Origin of the sequence: Mucilaginibacter pocheonensis (genome assembly GCF_031456535.1) — a bacterium.
Lineage (GTDB): Bacteria > Bacteroidota > Bacteroidia > Sphingobacteriales > Sphingobacteriaceae > Mucilaginibacter > Mucilaginibacter pocheonensis.
Window position 1 is genome coordinate 117111 of record NZ_JAVDUU010000004.1, and the last position, 21460, is coordinate 138570.

Genomic DNA, 21460 nt, shown 5'->3' on the forward strand with positions numbered 1-21460 from the left:
ATGGATCATTTTATAGATGATATATCCCAGTTGTCGTTACCGCCCAGGATGTTTTTTATGGTATATTTTTTTGCCTCTGAATCGGTTAACTGGTGCGACCATGCTACGCGACCGCCAGAAACCGCCCCTTTCCCCGTGCTTTTATACTCAGCAAAAAAAACCGTTTTTTCATTATCAGGGTTACGCCAGTTATCCCAGCCTGCTGTAACTACAGGGCTTTGCATATCTGTACCAATAAATACCGCTTTAGCGTAAGGGCGCCATGGCCTGCCCAGGAATATCTTTTTTACACTATCAGCAGCGATAAGTTTGCAATTAATAAACACAAAGCCAAATTGCTGCCGTAGGGTTGTTGCCGGCGCAGTGATGAACGAGTTTTTAAGGCTCCTGATCTCGCACTGCTGAAATACTGCCGTGGCCTCGCCAAAAATAAAATCGGTAGTGCCTTCAATATAACAGTCTTTGTAAAACTGGCGGCTGCCCTCCGTACCTGCATAAACCGTATCCTGGTTACCCAGCAAGCGGCAATTTATTATGGCGCACCTGTCGCCTTCAACATGCAGGGCCACTGCCTGCCCAACAGGGCCTGAGGCATTGGTGATGGTCAGGTTTTTTATAATAACATCATTGCCCTGCACCAAAACGGTGTACGAAGTATAGGTGGTGAATTTGTCTTTCCCAAAGGCATCTTTACCCTGCGGATTTGCCTTACCCGAAAAATCGCTATTGGTAATGATGGTATTTTCTTTATCGTCCCCTATCAATGAGATACGGGCTTTCCATGAGGGGATAACCAGCTTTTCGTGATAAATACCCTTTTTGATATAGATAGATACCTGTTGCTGCGACAGATCGCGCACAGCATTTACCGCCTCCTGAATGGTTTTATAATCACCGCTCCCATCCTGTGCAACCGTAAAATGGCTTGGATAGCTAACAGCCTGAGCCAACGTGATAAGCGGTGCGCACAGGATCAGTATAAACGATAATATTTTTTTCATTTTCCTATTGATAATGCGCTGTTTGCTGCTCCTGATGCAAACTCAACCCTGTTTTTTGCTTTGGAGGTATCTGTATCCAATAACTGTATCCGCGTTGATCTTTTACCGCTTATTTTCAACAGCAGCTGCGCATTGTTGTAAGTTACATGGTTAAGTGTAATGCTGTTGCTGTTTTGGATATTGATAAGCGGGCTGGTATCCTTGCTGTCCAGGTACACGTTTTTCAAACTAACGTTTTGGCCTTCAATAATATCGGCTCCCTTATCGGTTACAAATGTGCTGTTTTCAATGTGGATGCCTTTAATGCTCATTTCGGGCAGCCCCCTGATCATCAGCGCTTTTTGGGCGCCATTGCATACTACATTGTCAACATAAAAATTCCTGAAAGCCGGGGTAGCTTCGGTTACAGGGATAGCCGCCTCGTTTTTAACTTCGTCAGATTCGCCGGGCGACTTGCCTCCATAATACATATCAAAAAGGATAGCCTCATGTAAAATGGCCCTCATGCTGATGTTTTTAATATATATATCCTCCACAACACCGCCCCGGCCCCGTGTAGTTTTAAACCGTAAACCAATGTCGGTACCGATAAATGTACAATCAGACACGAAAATATTCCTGGCACCGCCAGACATCTCACTGCCTATAACAAAACCACCATGCGCACGATAAACCACGTTATTGCGTACAATAACATTTTCGGTTGGCTTGCCGCGCCTGCGCCCTTCTTCATCACGGCCTGATTTGATACAGATGCCATCGTCGCCGGCATCAAAAGTACTGCCTTCTATCAGCACATTTTTGCATGACTCTACGTCAATTCCATCGCCATTCTGCGCGTTCCAGTTATTCCTTACCCGTACATTTTGTACCGTAAGGTCCTCACATAATAAAGTGTGAATATCCCATGCCGGTGAGTTTTGAAGGGTTACGCCCTGTAGCAATACTTTTTTGCAATTGGTAAGCACCAGCATATTTGGCCTAAAAAAGTCTTTTAACGGCGCGCTGTCCTTAATGCTTTTGCCCGGGCCAAGCATGCCCGCCCCGGGTGTTTTGGCACCGTTCATAAAACCTATTGACGGGTACCATGTTTTTCCGTTCGCGCTTACCACACCGCCCGAGGCTACTAATTTTTGCCATTCATTGTCGGTAAGCCGGTCTTTACCCATGGCGCGCCATACTTCGCCATGGCCGTCAATGATCCCTTCGCCGGTTAGGGCAATATTTTCAAGATCGGTACCCGAAATTGGCGATTCGTTACGCACTGCCGCATGCCCTTCGTAATTGCCCTCAATTAATTTATACTGGTCTTTATCGTCGGTAAACTGCAGCAATGCTGCACGGCTTACATGCAGGTTCACATTGCTTTTCATTACAACCGGCCCGGTAAGCCACAAACCCTGCGGAATAAGCACCACACCACCCCCTTTTGCGCTGCATGTCTCGATAGCTTTATTAATGCTGCCGGTATTTAACGTATGTCCATCAGCCTTTGCTCCGTAATTTAAAATATTGAAAGTATCCCTTTTAAATACCGGCTGGTTTACCTGCGGCAAATGCTGCCAGGAGTATGGCTTAACCTGGGCCGACGCGGTTAAGAAACCGGCAATAAACAGGGGTACAATACCCAATGATATTTTTATAGCAGACATGTTTTATACAATAATAGTTAGCCTTATAATTGGTGTGGGATGAACATTTTACGGTGCTTTAGAAGCCTGAAAACATCAAACCTCTAAACAAGATTAATTACTCTTGATTAATAAAAAAAAATTATGCCCAACTAAAACTGTGCAATCGTTCCCGGAAACGATTGCAGCTTTTTTCACGGTTAACTGTTTAAAATGAACCCTTATATACTCGTGTGAAATTCATTTTTTACACTAATTTAGCCACGCAATAAATATTCCTTATAATTATAAACTGTTTGATCTTAACAGTACTTACAAGGTGGGCCAATTAAACTATGTTTGAATCTTACACTATAAAGGATATAGCAAAGGCGCTGGGTTTGTCAACCTCAACGGTGTCAAGAGCGTTGAACGGGAGCTATGAAATTGGCGCTGAAACAAAAAGGCTGGTGCTGGAGTATGCCGAGAAGGTAAATTATCGCCCCAATCCCATAGCGCTGAGTTTGAAAGAGCAAAAGAGCCATTCGATAGGCGTGGTGGTTTGCGAGGTGGCCAACGATTACTTTTCGCAGGCCATTAATGGTATTGAATCAATTGCGTATAACCGTGGTTATCACGTTATTATAACCCAAACGCATGAGTCATTTGATAGGGAAAGCGCCAACGTACAGCATTTATTGTCAAGGCATGTAGATGGCCTGCTGGTTTCTTTATCTGCCGAAACAACAGATACCACTCCATATAAATACCTGCACGAAAAAGGGTTCCCTATTGTGTTTTTTGACCGCGTTGCAACCGATGTTAACACCCACAAAGTAATTGCCAATAACTTTAAGGGATCATTTGAAGCAACAGAGCTTTTAATAAAAGCGGGGTTTAAAAAAATAGCGCATTTAACCAATTCAATCAATCTGCTGATCAGCAGGGAACGGTTTGACGGCTTTAAAGCAGCCCTTGACAAATATGGCCTTGATTTTAATCCCGGATATTTAAAACACTGCAATCATGGCGGCATGATACAGGACGAGGTGGAGTTTGCGATTAAAGAACTGTTGGATATGGACGAGCGCCCTGATGCCATTTTTATAGGCAGCGACCGCCTTACTATAAACAGTATGCATATATTAAAAAAGCTGGATATAAAAGTACCCGATGATATTGCGATTGCAGGTTTTACCAATTCGGACGTAGCCGAACTGTTTGACCCGCCGCTCACCGTGGTACGCCAGCCGGCTTTTCAAATAGGCCAGATAGCTACTGAATTGCTTATCAAAACCATTGAAAGCAAATGGCCTGTTGAAGATTTTATTACCGAACAGGTTGAGATCGAACTGATAGCCAGATCGTCATCACAAAGGATTCGTTAACGCAACTGCATATAAATCAGCGCCGCAATGGAAGCGCCCAGGATTGGCCCCAGAATTGGTATCCAGGCGTAAGTCCAGTCGCTGCTGCCTTTGCTTTTCATAGGTAAAATGGCATGCATAACGCGTGGACCGAGGTCGCGGGCGGGGTTAATAGCATACCCCGTTGTACCGCCAAGCGACAGCCCGATGACCCAAACCAGCAAAGCCACAGGAAGCGCGCCCAATGAACCCATACCGATGGGTGTTTTTGACGGCGTGATCTCAACGCCTGATATATAAAATATGGTAAATATCAGCACGAATGTGCCAATGATCTCGCTCGCGATATTGGATACGTAGTTACGCACCGCAGGGCCGGTGCAATAAACCGCTAAAACAGAGCCTGGGTTGTTGGTACGTTGAAAGTGATCAAAATACATTAGCCACACCAGGAAAGCGCCCGCTGCCGCGCCCAGCATTTGAGCCGCGATATAAGATGGCACACTGGCCCAGGCAAACTTACCGGCAATGGCCAGGCCTATGGTAACTGCAGGGTTTAAATGCGCGCCGCTGTACGGGCCGGCTACAATAACACCCACAAAAACGGCCAGCCCCCAGGCGGTGGTGATTACCATCCACCCGCTGTTATTTCCTTTGGTATCATTTAAAACAACGTTGGCAACTACGCCATCGCCTAAAAGTATAAGCAGCATGGTGCCTATAAATTCGGCCATAAATGGAGACATATCTGTATTTATTAATGGTAAATAATTGGCTGGTTAAAATAACTACAATAATTCAGAATCCGGAATTTCTTCGGCAGATACCTGCGCCGTGCGGATTGCTTTCCGCCAGCCATGTACCGCTTTTTTTATTTCCTGCTGATCGCCGCCCGGTACAAACTCTTTCTCAGATTTCCACAGCTGCTGTATCTCTTCCACATTTTTCCAGTACCCTACAGCAAGGCCCGCCAGGTAAGCAGCGCCCAGGGCTGTTGTTTCAACCACATTGGGTCTTATCACCTTGCAATTGAGCAAATTGGCCTGAAACTGCATTAACAGGTCATTTTTTGTTGCGCCGCCATCAACCCGCAGTTCCTTTATCTCCATCCCGCTGTCGGCCTGCATAGCTTTGAGCACGTCCATGGTTTGATAGGCTATTGATTCAAGCGCGGCCCTGGCAATATGCGACGCGGTAGTTCCGCGGCTTAACCCAACAATAGTGCCCCGCACATCGGGTTTCCAGTAAGGCGCGCCCAAGCCGGCAAAGGCAGGCACAAAGTATACGCCCTGGGTGTCGTTAACGGCTAAAGCAAGCTTCTCTACCTCGGCCGACGAACGGATAATACCCAATCCATCACGCAGCCATTGCACCACCGCGCCGCCAATAAATATGCTACCTTCAAAGGCATATTGTATCTTTCCGTTAATTTTCCAGGCAACAGTGGTAAGCAGGTTGTTTTTTGACTCAATAAACTCATCGCCAATATTCATCAGCATAAAACAACCGGTACCGTAAGTGTTTTTTACCATGGCTTTTTCAATGCACATCTGGCCAAAAAGCGCGGCATGCTGATCGCCTGCTATACCGGCTATAGGAACTTTTGACGCGAAGATGGTAGTAGCTGTTTCGCCGTAGATCTCGCTTGATTGTTTCACTTCGGGCAACATGCTTTTGGGGATGTCAAAGATCGCTATCAGTTCATCGTCCCATTGTTGTGTCCGGATATTAAAAAGCATGGTGCGGCCCGCGTTGGTAACATCAGTAATATGCACACGGCCGCGGGTAAATTTCCATACTAGCCAGCTATCTACTGTGCCGAAAGCCAGTTCACCTTTATCCGCTTTTTCGCGGGCGCCTTCTACATTATCCAGCATCCACCTGATCTTTGATGCCGAAAAGTAGGCATCGATCACAAGGCCGGTTTTCGAGCGGATCAGATCGGTAAGCCCGTCCTGTTTCAGTTTATCACAAAAAGCGGCAGTGCGACGGTCCTGCCACACAATGGCATTATAAATGGGTTCGCCTGTCGTGCGGTCCCAAACAATGGTTGTTTCGCGCTGATTAGTGATTCCAATTGCTTTCAGGTTGGTTCCGTTTATACCCATTTTAACGGTTGCCTCGGCAGCTACACTGGCCTGTGTCGACCATATTTCGTTCGGATCATGCTCCACCCAGCCTGGTTTTGGAAATATCTGCGTAAATTCCTTTTGTGCTACCGACTTAATTTGTCCCTGGTGATCAAATACGATGGCCCTTGAACTGGTGGTTCCCTGGTCTAAAGCTAAAATGTAGTCTTCCATAATTTATGTTAGCTGGTTTTGGATGTTATAATTGGTTATATCTGGTATTAGTTAGTTTGCGGCCTGTACGGTTCAAGCAGGTACCCATTAGCCAAATCTGTAAAAGTTTCAACCTGCGCTTTTTGCCAGGTATCATCTTTATTAAGCTCGCTGGCTATCAGGCTTGCAACCACAGGCGCCATATCAATTGCCGCACGTGCATTCAGGAAAAGGGCACGCACCCTGCGCGCTAAAACATCCTCAACAGTGCGGGCCATTTCATGCCTTACACCCCATATCACTTCGGCCTGTATATAAGGCATATCCGGGTGCAGTTTTTCGCCCCATCCGGCGTGTTCATTGATCAGTGCAAGCAATTTATCCTCATCACTGCCATAAACATACAAATGATCATTGCGGTTTACATTTAATTTACTGCCATGTATGGGCAGGTTATCAGTAACGCCTGGCCGTGGGGTTAATTTACCAACCTCAATAACTTTATCAATGGTGTCCTGCCCCATCTTGCGATAGGTTGTCCACTTGCCGCCGGTTATAGTGACCAGGCCCGATTCTGAAACGAGCAGTTTATGGCTCCTGGATATTTCCTTCGTTTTTGACGATCCGCTTTCAGGGGCTGCCAAAGGCCTCAAACCTGCAAACACACTCAGCACGTCCTTACGGGTTGGCGCTTTAGAAAGATATTTGGTAGCGGTGCGAATGATAAAGCTTACCTCCTCTTCCAGGGCGCGCGGCTCCAGGCTGTGTTCATCAATGGGCGTATCGGTGGTGCCCACCACCAGCTTATCATGCCAGGGAACCGCAAAAAGTACCCTGCCATCCTCTGTTTTGGGGATCATAAGCGCGTCTTCGCCGGGCATAAATGACCTGTCGAGCACAATATGCACCCCCTGACTTGGCTTTACCATAGGTTTTTTGCCGGGCTTATCCATTTGCAGCAGATCATCAACAAATACACCGGTTGCATTAATTACAGCTTTTCCTTTTAACTCATAGGTTTCGCCGGTTTCCACATCTGTAGTGACCACGCCCGAAATTTTTTGCTGGTCGTTTTTAAGTAAACTAACCACACGAAAATAATTAAGTATAGTTGCACCCTGCTCAAGAGCTGTTTGCGCAAGGTTAACCGCCAGCCTTGAATCGTCAAACTGGCCATCGTGATATACCACGCCACCGTATAACCCGTTTTGGTTAATGTTAGGCAGTTTACTGATCACTTCTTTTTTTGAAATATGTTTTGCCCGTCCAAAACCAAGTTTGCCGGCTAAAAGATCATACAGGGTTAACCCAATGGTATAAAAAGCCCCTCCCCACCACTCATAGTTCGGGATAATGAACGATTCATTTTTTACCAGGTGCGGCGCATTTTTTAGCAACAAGCCACGCTCATGCAAGGCCTCGCGTACCAGGCCTATATCCCCCTGGGCAAGGTAACGCACGCCACCATGCACAAGTTTGGTGCTGCGGCTGGATGTACCCTTTGCAAAATCGGCTTGTTCCAATAGTACGGTTTTGTATCCCCGGGCAGCGGCATCAAGCGCAGCGCCCAAACCGGTGGCCCCGCCACCAACAATAATTATATCCCAAATTTTTTCAGGATCAGATACAGCTTTTACCATATCGCTCCTATCGGTTCCAACCATGATCTTTATATTATATACCGTAGTACGTTTCGATTTCAGAATCAAATTTAGAAATAATAACAATCCGAAACAAAACAAAACATTTAAAATTGTATTTTTATGAAAAACATTCCATATCAGCCGTAAAAAATATTATAGTGGATAATTTATTGGCTTTAAAGTGCCATATCCGAAATAAAACGAAACACCTGTACAAAACATAAAATTGTACCGTATAAAACCTGTAGGAAACCTTTAAGCTTATTGCTATTTTTGAAAACCACATTAATATAATAAATGAAGAGCATAACAGAACGACACCGGCTAATTTTGAACAAACTTCAGGATACCGGACATGTTAATGTGCAGCAACTCAGCACTCAGTTAAAAGTATCGGAAGTAACCATCCGAAAGGACCTGAAACTTCTTGAGGACAAAGGCCTGCTTTTCAGGACACATGGCGGTGCATCAAAAACCAATCCGTACACTAGCGACAAGCCTGTATCAGAAAAAGAGAAGCTTAACGCCGAAGAAAAAACCATGATAGCCAAAGTTGCCGCAGCCATGATAGGCAATAATGATTCAATCATCATAGCTTCGGGAACTACGATGGTTGCCCTTGCCCGGTCAATTAACCCGCAAAAACACTTAACCGTTATTACTTCGGCGTTAAATGTGGCCATGGAACTGTCCACTCATCAAAATGTTGATGTTTTACAACTGGGTGGACAACTGCGCCAAAATTCATCCTCAGTAATGGGCCCTTATGCCGAGCAAATTTTACAGGATGTATCATGCAGTATTTTATTTTTGGGCGTGGACGGCATCGACCTGGAAATGGGCCTTACCACCACCAGCCTGATGGAAGCGCGTTTAAATCAAAAAATGATCGACGCCGCGCAGATAACCATTGTTTTGGCCGATAGTTCAAAATTTGGAAAGCGCGGCTTAGGCAAAATTTGCGCGCTCGATCAGATCCAACATATTATAACTGATAAAGGCATAGCCCCTGCCCTGGTAAAAATATTAGAAGACAGGGGCATTAATGTTACTATAGTTTGATAATTAAGGCAGGGATATAAAGGCAAATTGTTATAAATTTATAGCATGGATTTTCCCCATCATCAAAAATTGATCAGCTTACTTGCTGCAATGGTCAGTATTGACGATTTTAATAAGGATATTATTGTACAAAATTTTGAACCGGTAAGTTATCCCAAGCGTACGCTTCTGGTAAAGGAACACAGTATTGCCCGGTACATGTATTTTATAAATTCGGGATACCTCAGAACCTATTATTTTAAAGACGGACTGGAAGTTACGGATCAAATTAATTGCCCCCTGGGTTTCATGACCGCATTTGGCAGCTATACTTCGGGCAACCCCTCACACGAGTACCTGGAATGTATAACAGATTGTCATTTACTAAGGATAAGAAAAGAAAAACTCGAGTCGCTATTCCGTCATAACCCGCAATGGGCCAAAGCAGACAGGATCATTAATGAACATATCGTGCTTTATAACGCCCGGCGCACTCAGGATCTGGTGAGTAAGACAGCCGAAGAAAGATATTTACAACTCTTGAAGTGCCATCCCGATTATATTCACAATGTTCCCCTGCAGTATATAGCATCTTTTATTGGTGTAAAACCCGAATCACTTAGCCGTATCCGCAAAAATGTGGCAAGCCTGGCTATATAACATTTAACTTTTTTGATTTCCTAACATAGGTCAAGCGCACGCTTGGGGTAATGATATATCATTGCAGCTATAAAATAGCTAATATGAAATCATTAAAAAATAAAACAGTATTGATAACAGGCGCTTCATCAGGAATTGGCGAAGCGTTTGCGAGGCAATTTAGCCAAATGGGCCTTGATCTTATTTTAACAGCCCGTTCGGGCGATAAACTGGCAAGGATTGCTGATGAACTTAGAAAAGAACATTCCGTTAATGTAAAAGTAATTACCGCCGATCTTTCCGTACCATCTGCGCCTGCAGAACTTGCCCGGGAAATATGGGAGAACAATCTACATGTTGATATTTTGGTAAACAACGCCGGATTCGGGAAATGGGCTCATTTCCTGGACGAAGACCCGCAAACATACAGCCAAATGATGCAACTGAATATGGATGCCATGGTACAATTGTCGCACTTGTTTCTGCCTTATATGTTGCAGAACAAAGACGGCGGCATTATTAATATAGGTTCAACAGGATCATTTCAGCCTACCCCTTATATTGCAGTGTATTGCGCTACCAAAGCATTTGTATTGAGTTTTTCGGAAGCTTTATTTGGCGAATATACGGATAAGGGCATCACTATAACGGCGGTGTGCCCGGGAAATACAGAAACCGCCTTCTCGGAGATTGCTCATGCACAAACACAGGGTGCCGCTTCCGCAACGCCACTGCAGGTAGCCCGTGAAGGTATCGCGGCATTTTTAAAAAAGAAAAACTATGTGGTAACAGGCGGCTTTGGTAATTACATACAATCACTGTCTTCCCGTTTCCTTCCACGCCGAACCATTATTAACATTGTTGCCAATATGTTCAGGAATAAAGTTAAAAGCCATTCTTTAATATCATAAGCAGGTTTACAGGTCAGAGAGTTCCAGTGGCGCCTTCGCTTGAGTAAATACAGATCCGGATGACGAGGTACGGATATTTATCTATTTAAACAACAAGCCCTGTAGGTACCGCCAGGGCTTGTTGTTTAAACTAAATCGCCGTAGTTTACTTTCATATTTTGTTATATTTAAACCTTAATTGCCAAATAATGAACCTTGTCATTCAAATACTTATTGGCTTTGTAGCCCTTATACATTGTTATATACTATGGCTGGAAATGTTTGCGTGGACAACCCGCGGGCCCAAAGCATTTAACAAATCGCTCCAGGAACTGGAAAAAAGCAAAACATTGGCGGCAAACCAAGGCTTATATAATGGCTTTTTGGCCGCCGGTTTATTCTGGACATTTTTTATAAGCGATACCCACTGGCATAATAATGTTGCCTTATTCTTTTTAACATGCGTGGCCATTGCCGGTCTTTACGGGTCATTTACGGTAACCAAAAAGATATTTTATATACAAGCGGTACCTGCTCTGTTAACTATCGCCCTTATTTTAATTAATGGGTAATGGGGTTTAACAAAAAATCCCGCCATGCGGCAGGATTTTTTTTGACAAGGTTTAGTTTAAATATTACGCTTCTTTTACAGCGAATGCTCCGGGCTGGTAATTACCGGCCTTTGTGCGAAAGGCAACATTGATACGGTTGTAACTATTAATAGTTATTACAGCCATGGTCAGGTCTATCAATTCTTCCTCAGAAAATTGTTGTTTTGCTATCTCATAAACTTCATCAGATACGCGGCCTTCATTAACTTTTGTAACCGCTTCGGCCCAGGCAAGTGCTGCACGTTCCTGATCGGTATATATGGGGGCGTCGTGCCAGGCATCAAGCATGTACAGGCGTTGTTCAGTTTCACCCTCTGCGCGCAAGTCTTTTGAGTGCATATCAAGGCAAAAGGCACAGCCATTAATTTGCGATACTCTGAAGTAAATTAAATTTAAAAGTGATTTTTTTAAAGGTGATTTAGAAAGATATGATCCTAAACCATACATTGATTTTATAGCGCCCTGGCCTTTTTCAAAAAAATTGATTCGTTGTTCCATTTTGTTTTGATTTTAATTTTTAGATGTTTTATATACCAATGACGGATGGAAAAACCGGAACTGGACATCATCGCTGTTTTTTTTTAAAAAAAAACAAAAAAAGAGTTGCCCGAGCACAGTGTTGCACATACCTGCTTAAAGCAATTGAAGTTAACGAACGTACAAAAGCGATTGCGCTTAATATCATTATATATGTTTTTTATTGCTGATTTATGCCGGAACAATTTATTTTTGGTCACCCGGATGAAGGTGTCGTTAAGGACGCCCCAGTGCCTGTTTTCAAATTATAAACAAAACCTTATATGCTCTCTGTTAAAAAACATCAACTTTTTATCACCATTGCAATTTCGGGGGTTATGCTAACCGGCTTACTTAGCTGGAAGTATGAGCCGGATTCAAAACCGGCCAAACAGCCGCAAACAAAAAGACCTAATATTATTGTGATCCTGGCTGATGACATGGGCTTTTCAGACGTGGGTTGTTATGGCGGAGAAATAAACACTCCTAATATTGATTACCTCGCAAAAAACGGCATCCGCTATACGGAGTTTTACAATACCTCCAGATGTTGCCCTACAAGGGCATCGCTGCTTACCGGCTTATACAATCAGCAGGCTGGTATAGGTAAAATGACTGATGCCGAAGATGAGCCCGGGTACCTGGGGCATATTACCGAAAATGCGGTTACTTTGGCCGAGGTGCTCAAATCGGCGGGCTATCATACGGCGATGTCGGGAAAATGGCACGTATCCAATACTAACAGCCAACCAACCGGCGAGGCACAATTAAACTGGCTTAATCACCATGAGGAACACACCCTGTTCTCTCCTATCAGTCAATATCCCACCAGCCGCGGTTTTGAAAAGTTCTTTGGTACAATTTGGGGAGTTGTTGATTTTTATGATCCGTTTAGCCTTGTTAGCGGCACTACGCCAATTAAATCGGTACCGGCCAACTATTATCATACCGATGCCATCAATGATACGGCTGTGTCATATATCAAAACTTATGCTAAATCGTCAAAACCGTTCTTTCTTTATGTAGCTGAGAATGCACCGCACTGGCCGCTTATGGCTCCTCCCGAGGACATTGCCAGGTACAAGAATACTTATAAAGGTGGCTGGGATGCTATAAGAGAGGTGCGCTACCGTAAAATGATTGATCTCGGCCTTATCGATCCGGCAAAAACAAAACTAAGCAAACGATGGAAAGATGACCTGAAATGGGATAACAACAAAGATAAAGACTGGGATGCCCTGGCTATGGCTGTTCACGCCGCCATGATTGACCGCATGGACCGCGGTATCGGCCGCATCATCAATACACTGCGGCAAACCGGGCAACTTGACAATACACTGATCGTGTTTCTTTCAGATAATGGTGCCAGTCCCGAAAACTGTGCTGCCTACGGGGCAGGATTTGACCGCCCGAGCGAAACGCGGGATGGAGGAAAAATCATATATGCAACAAAAAAACAAGCGTTGCCAGGCCCTGAAACTACCTACTCGTCAATTGGGCCAAGATGGGCCAATGTTGCCAATACACCTTACCAGTATGCCAAGGCCGAGTCTTTTGAAGGGGGTATCCATACACCAATGATCGCTTTTTGGCCAAAAGGTATTACCGCTAAAAAGGGTGGTTTCAGTAAGCAGGTGGGGCATGTTATGGATTTTATGAAAACCTTTACAGAACTGGCGGGAGCTAAATACCCTGCCGTTTATAAAGGGCACCAGGTGCCGCCTACCACAGGCGTGAGCCTTGTGCCAAGTTTCCACGGCAAAATCACACCCGGCCATGAACAATTATTCAATGAACACTTTGGCGCCCGGTATGCGCGCAGGGGCAACTGGAAGCTGGTATCTTTAAGCACTGACAGTACCTGGCACCTGTTTAACCTGGCAACTGATAAAACGGAAACTAACGATGTTGCACAACAATATCCCGCTAAGGTTCATATGCTCGACAGCCTGTGGCATAACTGGGCAGTTACCCATATGGTGTTTCCCAAGCCCTAAGCAGCTATAACATCTATATAATTACAACAAGCTAAAAAACAAGAAAAATTACGCAAACGTTTGTGCTGAGCATATCAAACGTTTGTGTAATCTTTATGGCATGCGGCGGACGGCGTAACGAATTATTTTCCCGTTAAATTTTAATTAGTTTCGGGCATATTACCAAAAAAAATAATTCATTATTATGCGAAAACCAGCCCTCCTGCTTCTTTTATTATTACCATTACAGCTTTTTGCCCAGCAATTTGATCCCGTAAAAGCATTGGTTAAAAGGCGTGCGCCCTGGTTAGGTGATCATATCGTTTTCGCGCCTTTAAAAAACAACAGCGGCGAATTAGCAGAGCTGCAAACCATAAAAAATAAGCTGATTATCCGCGCTTCGGGAACTAACGCGGCTGCCGTTGGCGTAAACTGGTATTTAAAATATTATTGTCACCGGTCCATGTCGCATATGGGTGATAACCTGTCGCCTGTATTCCCCATCCCTGCTGTTAATAAAAAAGCGATCGTACAAGCTGAAGCTAAGTACCGTTACGCGTTAAATTACTGTACTTATAATTATACCATGAGCTTTTACAGCTGGCCCGACTGGGAGCGGGAACTTGACTGGATGGCCTTAAATGGTGTTAATACCATGCTTACTGTTGAGGGTATGGAGGCAGTATGGCAAAATACCCTGCGAAAAACAGGATATACCGAAAACGAAATTAATAATTTTATAGTTGGGCCTGCCTATACCGCATGGTGGCTGATGGGCAATATTGAAGGCTGGGGAGGCCCCATGCCTCAAAGTCAGATCGACAGCCGAAAGCTGATACAGCAGAAAATGATGAAGCGGATGAAGGAGTTAGGCATTGAACCGGTGTTACAGGGTTTTTACGGAATGGTGCCAAGCTCGCTAAAATCCAAAAGCAAAGCGCATATCATTGACCAGGGTACCTGGGGAGCTTTTAAAAGACCGGATATACTGGATCCCACAGATCCTGAATTTAGCCGCATTGCGGGTATATATTACAGCGAAATGCAAAAAATGTATGGCAAAAACATTCACTTTTTTGCCGGCGATCCTTTTCATGAAGGTGGCAAAACTGATGGCGTTGACCTGAAGAAAGCGGGCGCCGCTATACAGGCATCAATGCAAAAATATTATCCAGGTTCTGTATGGGTATTGCAAGGCTGGCAGGACAACCCCAAACAGGCAATGCTTGATGGTCTTGATAAATCAAAAGTATTGGTGCAGGAGCTTTTTGGTGAATTTACAAATAACTGGGAAAAACGTAAAGCGTATGATAATACGCCGTTTATATGGTGCAGTGTTAACAATTTTGGCGAACGGCCAGGCGTATACGGAAAATTACAGCGCTTTGCCGACGAAGTATACCGGGCTCGCAAAAGCACTTACAGCAATTATCTTAAAGGCGTGGGGATAATGCCCGAGGGTATTAACAATAACCCGCCTGATTATGACCTGATGCTTGAGCTGGGCTGGCGTAAGGAGCAGGTAGATACCCGGAAATGGATCAGTGAATATGCCAGGTACCGTTATGGAACGAGTAACATATACGCCGATAATGCCTGGCAGGGGTTTCTGCAAACAATTTATCAAAGCCTCCCCGGTTACCAGGAAGGGGCCGGCGAATCTATTTTTTGCGCAAGGCCAGCGCTTAAAGTTAAATCGATCTCAAGCTGGGGCACACTTACGCGCAATTATGATACAGTTAAGTTTGAAAACGCGGTAAAAGAGTTTGCTAAAGCCGCCCCTGCGCTTATAAAGTCGGCAACATATAAAATAGACCTTATCAATATGGTTAGGCAGGTACTGTCTAATAAAGGGACGCTTGTTTTTAATGAACTGGTAACCGCCTATGACCATAAGGATCTGCAAGCGTTTAACAGCGCGAGCGGGAGGTTTTTGCACATGATAAAGTTAACCGATGATCTTTTGAACACCGACAAATACTACAGGCTCAACACCTATCTTAAACAATCAATTGATGCCGGGAATACGGCAGAGGAGAAAGCGAATAACTTAAAAAACGAGTTAATGCAGATCACTTACTGGGGAGAAAACGTGCGTACGGAAGATAATTTGCATGAATATGCCTACAAGGAATGGGCCGGCCTCATGGATAGTTATTATCTGCCCCGCTGGGAAATTTATTTTGATCACCTGCGTGGCAACCTGCAGGGCAAAGCCGTTCATGAGCCTGATTACTTTTCCTGGGAGCGTAAATGGGTAGATGAAAATCAAAAACTAAACCCCGAAAAACCAACACGGCCTTTACAGGAAGTGGTTGATGAAATTCTATCGATGTAAACCATCATTTGCTCTTAAAAACATCCATTTATTTTAACTAACGGTAAGCATGCGTCAAATAAAAAAAACCGCATTGAGTATTTTATTGCTGTTCCTTACATTTTCTCCCTTATACGCGCAGCAGAAAATAGGTACAGAAACACCTGAGCAAAAAACAAAACGCATGGCCTGGTGGACAAATGACCGTTTTGGCATGTTTATCCATTGGGGGCTTTATTCGCAAGCCGCAAGACATGAATGGGTAAAAAGATGGGAACGTATGACGGATAAGCAATACCAGCCCTATTTTGATGAGTTCAACCCCGATTTGTTTAACCCTAAGGAATGGGCAAAAAAAGCTAAAGCTGCCGGAATGAAATACGCGGTACTCACCACCAAACATCACGAAGGGTTTTGCCTGTTTGATTCAAAATACACGGATTATAAAGCAACCAACACTGCAGCCAAAAGAGACCTTGTTCGCGAGTTTGTAAATGCCTTCAGGGCCGAGGGCATCAAAATAGGTTTTTACTATTCGTTGCTTGACTGGCACCATCCCGATTTTACGGTTGATGTTTTGCACCCCTTACAACCGGCAAGCGAAAAAGATGAAGATTACGATAAATTAAACAAAGGCCGCGACATGGCCAGGTACCGCGCCTACATGCACAACCAGATCAAAGAACTGCTTACCAACTATGGCAAAATTGACATGCTGTGGCTTGATTTTTCGTACCCCGACAATGGCAAGCATGGTAAGGGCAGCAAAGACTGGGGCTCTGTTGAATTAGTTAAAGAAATAAGAAAGCTGCAGCCCAATATTATAATTGACAACCGCCTTGATTTAAATGACTATCAGGACGGATGGGACTACCTGACACCTGAGCAGGTAAACTTATCTGAATGGACCAAAAAGAACGATTACAAGACTTATTGGGAAACCTGTCAAACGTTTTCGGGTTCCTGGGGATATTTTCGTGATGAAAACAGCTGGAAAAGCACCACGCAGTTAATTACAATGCTCATAGAGGCTGTAAGCAAACGCGGTAACCTGTTGCTGAATGTGGGCCCTACTGCCCGCGGCTTGTTTGATAAACGCGCCAATGAACGACTGGACGGGATAGCAGCCTGGATGAAATACAACAGCCGCTCAATTTACGGGTGTACCGAAGCACTGGAAACATTTAAAGCCCCGGAGCACACCATGCTTACTTATAATGCCAATACTAAACGTTTGTATGTGCATTTGTTAACCTATCCGGGCAAAACGATCACTTTACCGGGCTATAAGAATAAAGTAAAATATGTTCAGTTCTTGCATGATGCATCAGAGATACAACAGGATAGCAAATCAAAAGCCGGCGAAAACGACCTGGTATTAAGCCTTCCTGAAACTAAACCTGATATTGAAATACCGGTAATTGAACTGGTATTGAATTAACGTTTGTTCATCTGTCTGTGAGAAGCAAAAAAATCTCATTAACCCTATTATTATGATTCAAAAATACATGCTTAGCCTTTGTTTTTTGGTGTATGGCCAGGTGGCATTGGCGCAAAATGAACATAAAATGTCGGACACGTACCAGATTCCTAAAGATTCGCTGGTAAGACAAAAGCTTGCACGCTGGCAGGACCAAAAGTTTGGTTTATTTATGCATTGGGGAACATACAGCCAATGGGGTGTTGCAGAAAGCTGGACTATTTGCCCTGACGACTGGGTTACACGTACCGGCCCGTATAGCAGTGATTATTTTACCTATAAAAAGGCTTATGAAAACCTGCAAACCACCTTTAACCCGGTAAATTTCAATCCTGAAAAATGGGTTAGGGCGGCTAAGGCTGCCGGCATGAACTACGTGGTATTCACCACTAAACACCACGATGGGTTTAGCATGTTTGATACCAAACAAACGGATTATAAAATTACCGACCCCAAAACGCCTTTCTCTAAAAATCCGAGAGCCGATATTACTAAGGAAATATTTAATGCCTTCCGTAAAGATAATTTCATGATCGGCGCATATTTTTCCAAGCCCGACTGGCACAATGAAAATTACTGGTGGCCCTACTATCCGCCTAAGGACCACAATGTTAACTATGATCCGCAACGCTACCCCGAACGCTGGCAAAAATTTAAGGATTTTACTTACAACCAGATTGAAGAATTAATGACTGGCTACGGTAAAATAGATATTTTATGGCTCGACGGAGGTTGGGTAAGACCATCGCAAGCAAAAGATAATGATCCTCAACATTATAACCAGGATATTGATATGGCCAGGATAGCGAAAATGAGCCGCGGCCACCAGCCTGGCTTAATTATGGTTGACCGCACCGTTACCGGCGAGTTTGAAAACTATACCACGCCGGAACAGGAAGTACCAGATAAGCCCTTGTCCTACCCCTGGGAAACCTGCATGACCATTGGCAAGTACTGGAGTTATGTACCGGATGATGAATTTAAACCCAGCATTCAATTGGTGCAAACACTGATAAAAATAGTTTCAAGGGGTGGTAACCTCTTGCTTAATATAGCCCCCGGGCCCAATGGCGACTGGAACCCAATAGCCTATCAGCGATTACAGGATATTGCTGACTGGATGAAAATTAATGGCCAGGGCATTTATGGTTCAGAACCGGTTGCGCCTTATTCTGCCGGGAATATTTATTTTACCAGATCAAAAGCTAAAAGGGCCCTGTATGCCTTTTGGCTATCTGAAAAAGATACCGTAGCCCTGCCACCAACCGTAAGCTTCGGGGTAAATAACATTAAACAACTTAAAAAAGTAAGTTTGCTGGGTAGTGCTCAAAAATTAAAGTGGCGCTATAGCAATGGGTTATTGAACATTCAAATACCCGGCACTTTACAAAAAAGCGCCAAACTGAAATACAGCGGCACTTTTGTATTGGAATATTAATGAACAGGCATCTTATCTCAGGGTATTACGCCACATGCGATACCATGCTGGAATCAAATACAACCTGATGAAAAACCGGGTCCAATGGCATGCCTTCAATACTGTCATCAAATAGTTTAAAAAGTATTTCAGATGCTTTTATGCCCTGCTTTTGCGGAAATTGTTCAATGGATGCCAATGGTGCTGTGTCCATAAAACTCCAGATAGGCGCATTGGCAAAACTAACAAAGCTTATATCGCTGTTAACAACCATATTAAATGTTTTTACCAGCTTAATTGCATCACGCGCCACGTAATCATTAAAAGTAATAATGGCTGTTGGTTTTTGTGTTAAAGATAACAGCTTCCGCATGGCATAGCCATTTTGTTCTGCAGACAGGTCTGACGAAACCATTAGGTCTGTATTTATACTTATTTGATGTTTGTTAAGCCCTTCCTTATAAGCATCCAAACGCTCTTTGCTGGCAAGCAGCTGCGAGGGCCCGTTAATGAACCCTATGTTACGATGCCCTTTTTGTATTAAATGGTCAATGGCCTGCAGCATCCCCAATTGAAGATTACAGGCCGAATAGTGTATATCTTCCATATCGGGCCTGCGATCAAAAAATACGATGGGGATGTTATATCTTTTCAGCTGTTTAAAAACTTCATAATCTGTGGTGTTTTTACTTATGGATATGATAATGCCATCTACCCGGTGATTTTTCATGGTTTCAAGGATGCGCTTTTCCTTGTCGGCGTTCTCCATTGATTGTCCCACAAACACATTGTAATTCTTTTTGCTGGCGTACTCCTCTATCCCGCTAAGGGCAGAAGAAAAGAACGCGTCGGAAAGATCAGGAAGAATTACGCCAATGGTTAATGTTTTACGCCGTTTAAAAAATATGGCGGTTTGGTTGGGTTCATAATTCAACTCGTTTGCCACCTTCTTTACCCGCATGGTGGTTACCAGGCCAATACTGGGATGGCCGTGTAACGCACGTGATACCGTTGAAGCACTTATTTTTAAGCGTTTAGCGATCTCTTTAATTGTAGGAATTTTTTCCATTTTGTAGTCAGATTAAAAACGATTGGGTATTTACCTGTTCAGTCAAAAAAAACAACATTTCCCGCCCTTTACAGCGCGGCGGTTATTGATAAGCCCCTTTACTTATTTGTTTATTTACAATACGGGCGTTACCATCAAAATCGGTATTGCCATTAATCGCCTCAGATATTACTTGTCCGCTGTTTTTTGCTGCGGAAGATGATTGTAAATGCAAATCAGGAGCGGATGTATTTATAAATAAGGGATCAACGTTATTTGTTGAATTGGCATCTCCGCCGCAAGCCGCTTTCCACAAATTATAATCAGTGTAAGAAGTTCCGTTCCAGGTCCACTGAGCAGGGCCTGTTGTATAATACATGTTATGATCAATAATATTACCAGATCCTTTGACGGTGTATTTATGAATAAACATGTCTGATGCCCCGCCATAAATTATATTATTTTTTATAACGTTATTACTGCAATCTTCCCTGATGCTTATTTCGCCTTCTATCTCACCAAAAGCACCTAATGCCCGATTATTGTTATACAAAGTATTGTTCACAATGGCCGAATTGCTTGTACCGCCACCTGTATAATTTAAATACCCTCCCATATAAATGCCCGAGCACCAGCAGTTGTACACAAGGTTGTTCCTTATTGTAACATGATCAGTAGGGAACCCGTTGGTTTCGCTTACCGCGCCTATTCCCCTGTCGGTAACAGAAACCCTGTTTTTTTCAACAATAACATTCCGGCCGCCATCAACATAAATCCCTATAGCGCCATGGCCCCCAAGAGGGCCTCTTTTACTTTCAATATTATAACAGGTATTACCACTGATAATTCCATTCCGCGCATAGTTAAGTGCGGCATCGGCATTGGCCGCATAGCCCCCCGCTGCATCAATGCCAATATTCTGGGCGTTATAAATGGTATTATTGGTAATGGTAAAGCCATCAACATAGCCGTTGATGGTTAAATTTTCGCCGTATCCGGTTTTACAATCATGAATGGTATTACCAGTAACCGTAATATTAGTTACCGGATCAGAAGTATTGCCGATAATTAATATAGCGTTACCGCCTCCGTTAAGCGGAAGCTGGGTATAGTCAATGCCATATATGGTATTATTTTTTATGGTAATATAATCAGACCCGCCTTCAACCATAATAGCTTTGGGGTCGCCGGTTGAAGTTTTAAGATTGCGTATTTCAAAGCCATCCACAACTATAAACTTCGCCTTATCAATAGTTACCAGGGCTTCCCTGCCGTTAACACTAAAAGCACTGCCATCAATTATCGGGGTTTCGCCATGATACGCTTTTAAGGTAATATACTTATCCATTACCCCCGACTTTGGAAACACCACCTTTTCACTGTATGTGCCTCCCCTTACTATAACAGTATCGCCGGGCACGGTGTGAGTTAGCGCAATGTTGATGGTTTGAAAGGGCGCTTCTATGGTTCCTTTATTTGACTCCAGTCCGTTATTGGCTACATAATAAACATGAACATCACCGGATGGCGTTATAACATCGCCGGTGTTTTTTTTGCTGCAGGCAAATAGCTGTGCCACAAAGCCGAGAATTAAAAAAATGCAAATATTATATTTCATTACC

General features: G+C 43.8%; 17 protein-coding genes. 9 read left to right on the forward strand and 8 right to left on the reverse strand.

Going from position 1 to position 21460, the window contains the following annotated elements:
* Positions 1-5 precede the first annotated feature (5 nt).
* Together J2W55_RS18915 and J2W55_RS18920 are read right to left on the reverse strand one after the other, a co-directional pair.
* A complete protein-coding gene (locus J2W55_RS18915; RefSeq protein WP_310099330.1) occupies positions 6-1001 on the reverse strand; it encodes a pectinesterase family protein in 996 nt (331 codons plus the stop codon).
* Positions 998-2653 (reverse strand): glycoside hydrolase family 28 protein, encoded by a 1656-nt coding sequence (locus tag J2W55_RS18920; RefSeq protein ID WP_310099332.1) that lies wholly within the window; start codon positions 2651-2653, stop codon positions 998-1000. Before J2W55_RS18920 ends, J2W55_RS18915 begins: the two co-directional genes overlap by 4 nt.
* A 314-nt stretch (positions 2654-2967) precedes the next feature.
* On the opposite strand from J2W55_RS18920, the gene J2W55_RS18925 reads away from it, so the two are divergent.
* Complete coding sequence (locus J2W55_RS18925; RefSeq protein WP_310099336.1) at positions 2968-3999, forward strand: LacI family DNA-binding transcriptional regulator; 1032 nt, start codon at positions 2968-2970, stop codon at positions 3997-3999.
* Here the strand turns inward: J2W55_RS18925 and J2W55_RS18930 are convergent.
* Genes J2W55_RS18930 through J2W55_RS18940 form a run of 3 tightly spaced genes read right to left on the reverse strand, consistent with a single transcriptional unit; the run spans position 3996 to position 7924 of the window.
* Positions 3996-4724 carry an MIP/aquaporin family protein gene (locus tag J2W55_RS18930; protein WP_310099339.1) on the reverse strand — a complete coding sequence of 243 codons (729 nt, stop codon included), beginning with the start codon at positions 4722-4724 and terminating at the stop codon, positions 3996-3998. The genes J2W55_RS18925 and J2W55_RS18930 overlap by 4 nt on opposite strands.
* A 42-nt stretch (positions 4725-4766) precedes the next feature.
* Complete coding sequence (gene glpK, locus J2W55_RS18935; protein ID WP_310099342.1) at positions 4767-6281, reverse strand: glycerol kinase GlpK; 1515 nt, start codon at positions 6279-6281, stop codon at positions 4767-4769.
* Between the two features lie 47 nt (positions 6282-6328).
* The gene (locus J2W55_RS18940) at positions 6329-7924 is read right to left on the reverse strand and encodes a glycerol-3-phosphate dehydrogenase/oxidase (protein WP_310099346.1); all 1596 of its coding nucleotides are present in this window, start codon (positions 7922-7924) and stop codon (positions 6329-6331) included.
* A gap of 276 nt (positions 7925-8200) precedes the next feature.
* On the opposite strand from J2W55_RS18940, the gene J2W55_RS18945 reads away from it, so the two are divergent.
* The 4 genes from J2W55_RS18945 (at position 8201) to J2W55_RS18960 (ending at position 11045) form a co-directional block, all read left to right on the forward strand.
* Complete coding sequence (locus J2W55_RS18945) at positions 8201-8965, forward strand: DeoR/GlpR family DNA-binding transcription regulator (RefSeq protein ID WP_310099348.1); 765 nt, start codon at positions 8201-8203, stop codon at positions 8963-8965.
* Between the two features lie 45 nt (positions 8966-9010).
* A complete protein-coding gene (locus tag J2W55_RS18950) occupies positions 9011-9604 on the forward strand; it encodes a Crp/Fnr family transcriptional regulator (RefSeq protein ID WP_310099349.1) in 594 nt (197 codons plus the stop codon).
* A gap of 83 nt (positions 9605-9687) precedes the next feature.
* Positions 9688-10494 carry an SDR family NAD(P)-dependent oxidoreductase gene (locus tag J2W55_RS18955; protein WP_310099352.1) on the forward strand — a complete coding sequence of 269 codons (807 nt, stop codon included), beginning with the start codon at positions 9688-9690 and terminating at the stop codon, positions 10492-10494.
* A gap of 188 nt (positions 10495-10682) precedes the next feature.
* A complete protein-coding gene (locus J2W55_RS18960; protein WP_310099355.1) occupies positions 10683-11045 on the forward strand; it encodes a DUF1304 domain-containing protein in 363 nt (120 codons plus the stop codon).
* A 63-nt stretch (positions 11046-11108) separates the two neighbouring features.
* On the opposite strand, the gene J2W55_RS18965 is transcribed toward J2W55_RS18960, so the two are convergent.
* Positions 11109-11582 carry a carboxymuconolactone decarboxylase family protein gene (locus J2W55_RS18965; RefSeq protein WP_310099358.1) on the reverse strand — a complete coding sequence of 158 codons (474 nt, stop codon included), beginning with the start codon at positions 11580-11582 and terminating at the stop codon, positions 11109-11111.
* Between the two features lie 302 nt (positions 11583-11884).
* Here J2W55_RS18965 and J2W55_RS18970 point away from each other — a divergent pair, with 302 nt between their 5' ends.
* The 4 genes from J2W55_RS18970 to J2W55_RS18985 all read left to right on the forward strand — a co-directional run bounded on the left by J2W55_RS18970 (position 11885) and on the right by J2W55_RS18985 (position 18811).
* Positions 11885-13597, forward strand: coding sequence for an arylsulfatase (locus J2W55_RS18970; RefSeq protein ID WP_310099362.1), 1713 nt, complete (start codon positions 11885-11887; stop codon positions 13595-13597).
* A 184-nt stretch (positions 13598-13781) separates the two neighbouring features.
* On the forward strand, positions 13782-15914 hold the full coding sequence (locus tag J2W55_RS18975; RefSeq protein ID WP_310099366.1) for an alpha-N-acetylglucosaminidase: 2133 nt from the start codon (positions 13782-13784) through the stop codon (positions 15912-15914).
* Between the two features lie 49 nt (positions 15915-15963).
* Positions 15964-17334, forward strand: coding sequence for an alpha-L-fucosidase (locus tag J2W55_RS18980; RefSeq protein ID WP_310099370.1), 1371 nt, complete (start codon positions 15964-15966; stop codon positions 17332-17334).
* 52 nt (positions 17335-17386) lie between these two features.
* Complete coding sequence (locus J2W55_RS18985) at positions 17387-18811, forward strand: alpha-L-fucosidase (protein WP_310099372.1); 1425 nt, start codon at positions 17387-17389, stop codon at positions 18809-18811.
* Between the two features lie 25 nt (positions 18812-18836).
* Here the strand turns inward: J2W55_RS18985 and J2W55_RS18990 are convergent, their stop codons facing one another.
* Both J2W55_RS18990 and J2W55_RS18995 read right to left on the reverse strand, forming a co-directional pair.
* Entirely contained in the window at positions 18837-19859 is a 1023-nt protein-coding gene (locus J2W55_RS18990; protein ID WP_310099376.1) for a LacI family DNA-binding transcriptional regulator, read from the reverse strand.
* Positions 19860-19941: 82 nt separating this feature from the next.
* Positions 19942-21456, reverse strand: coding sequence for a right-handed parallel beta-helix repeat-containing protein (locus tag J2W55_RS18995; RefSeq protein WP_310099379.1), 1515 nt, complete (start codon positions 21454-21456; stop codon positions 19942-19944).
* Positions 21457-21460: the final 4 nt, after the last annotated feature.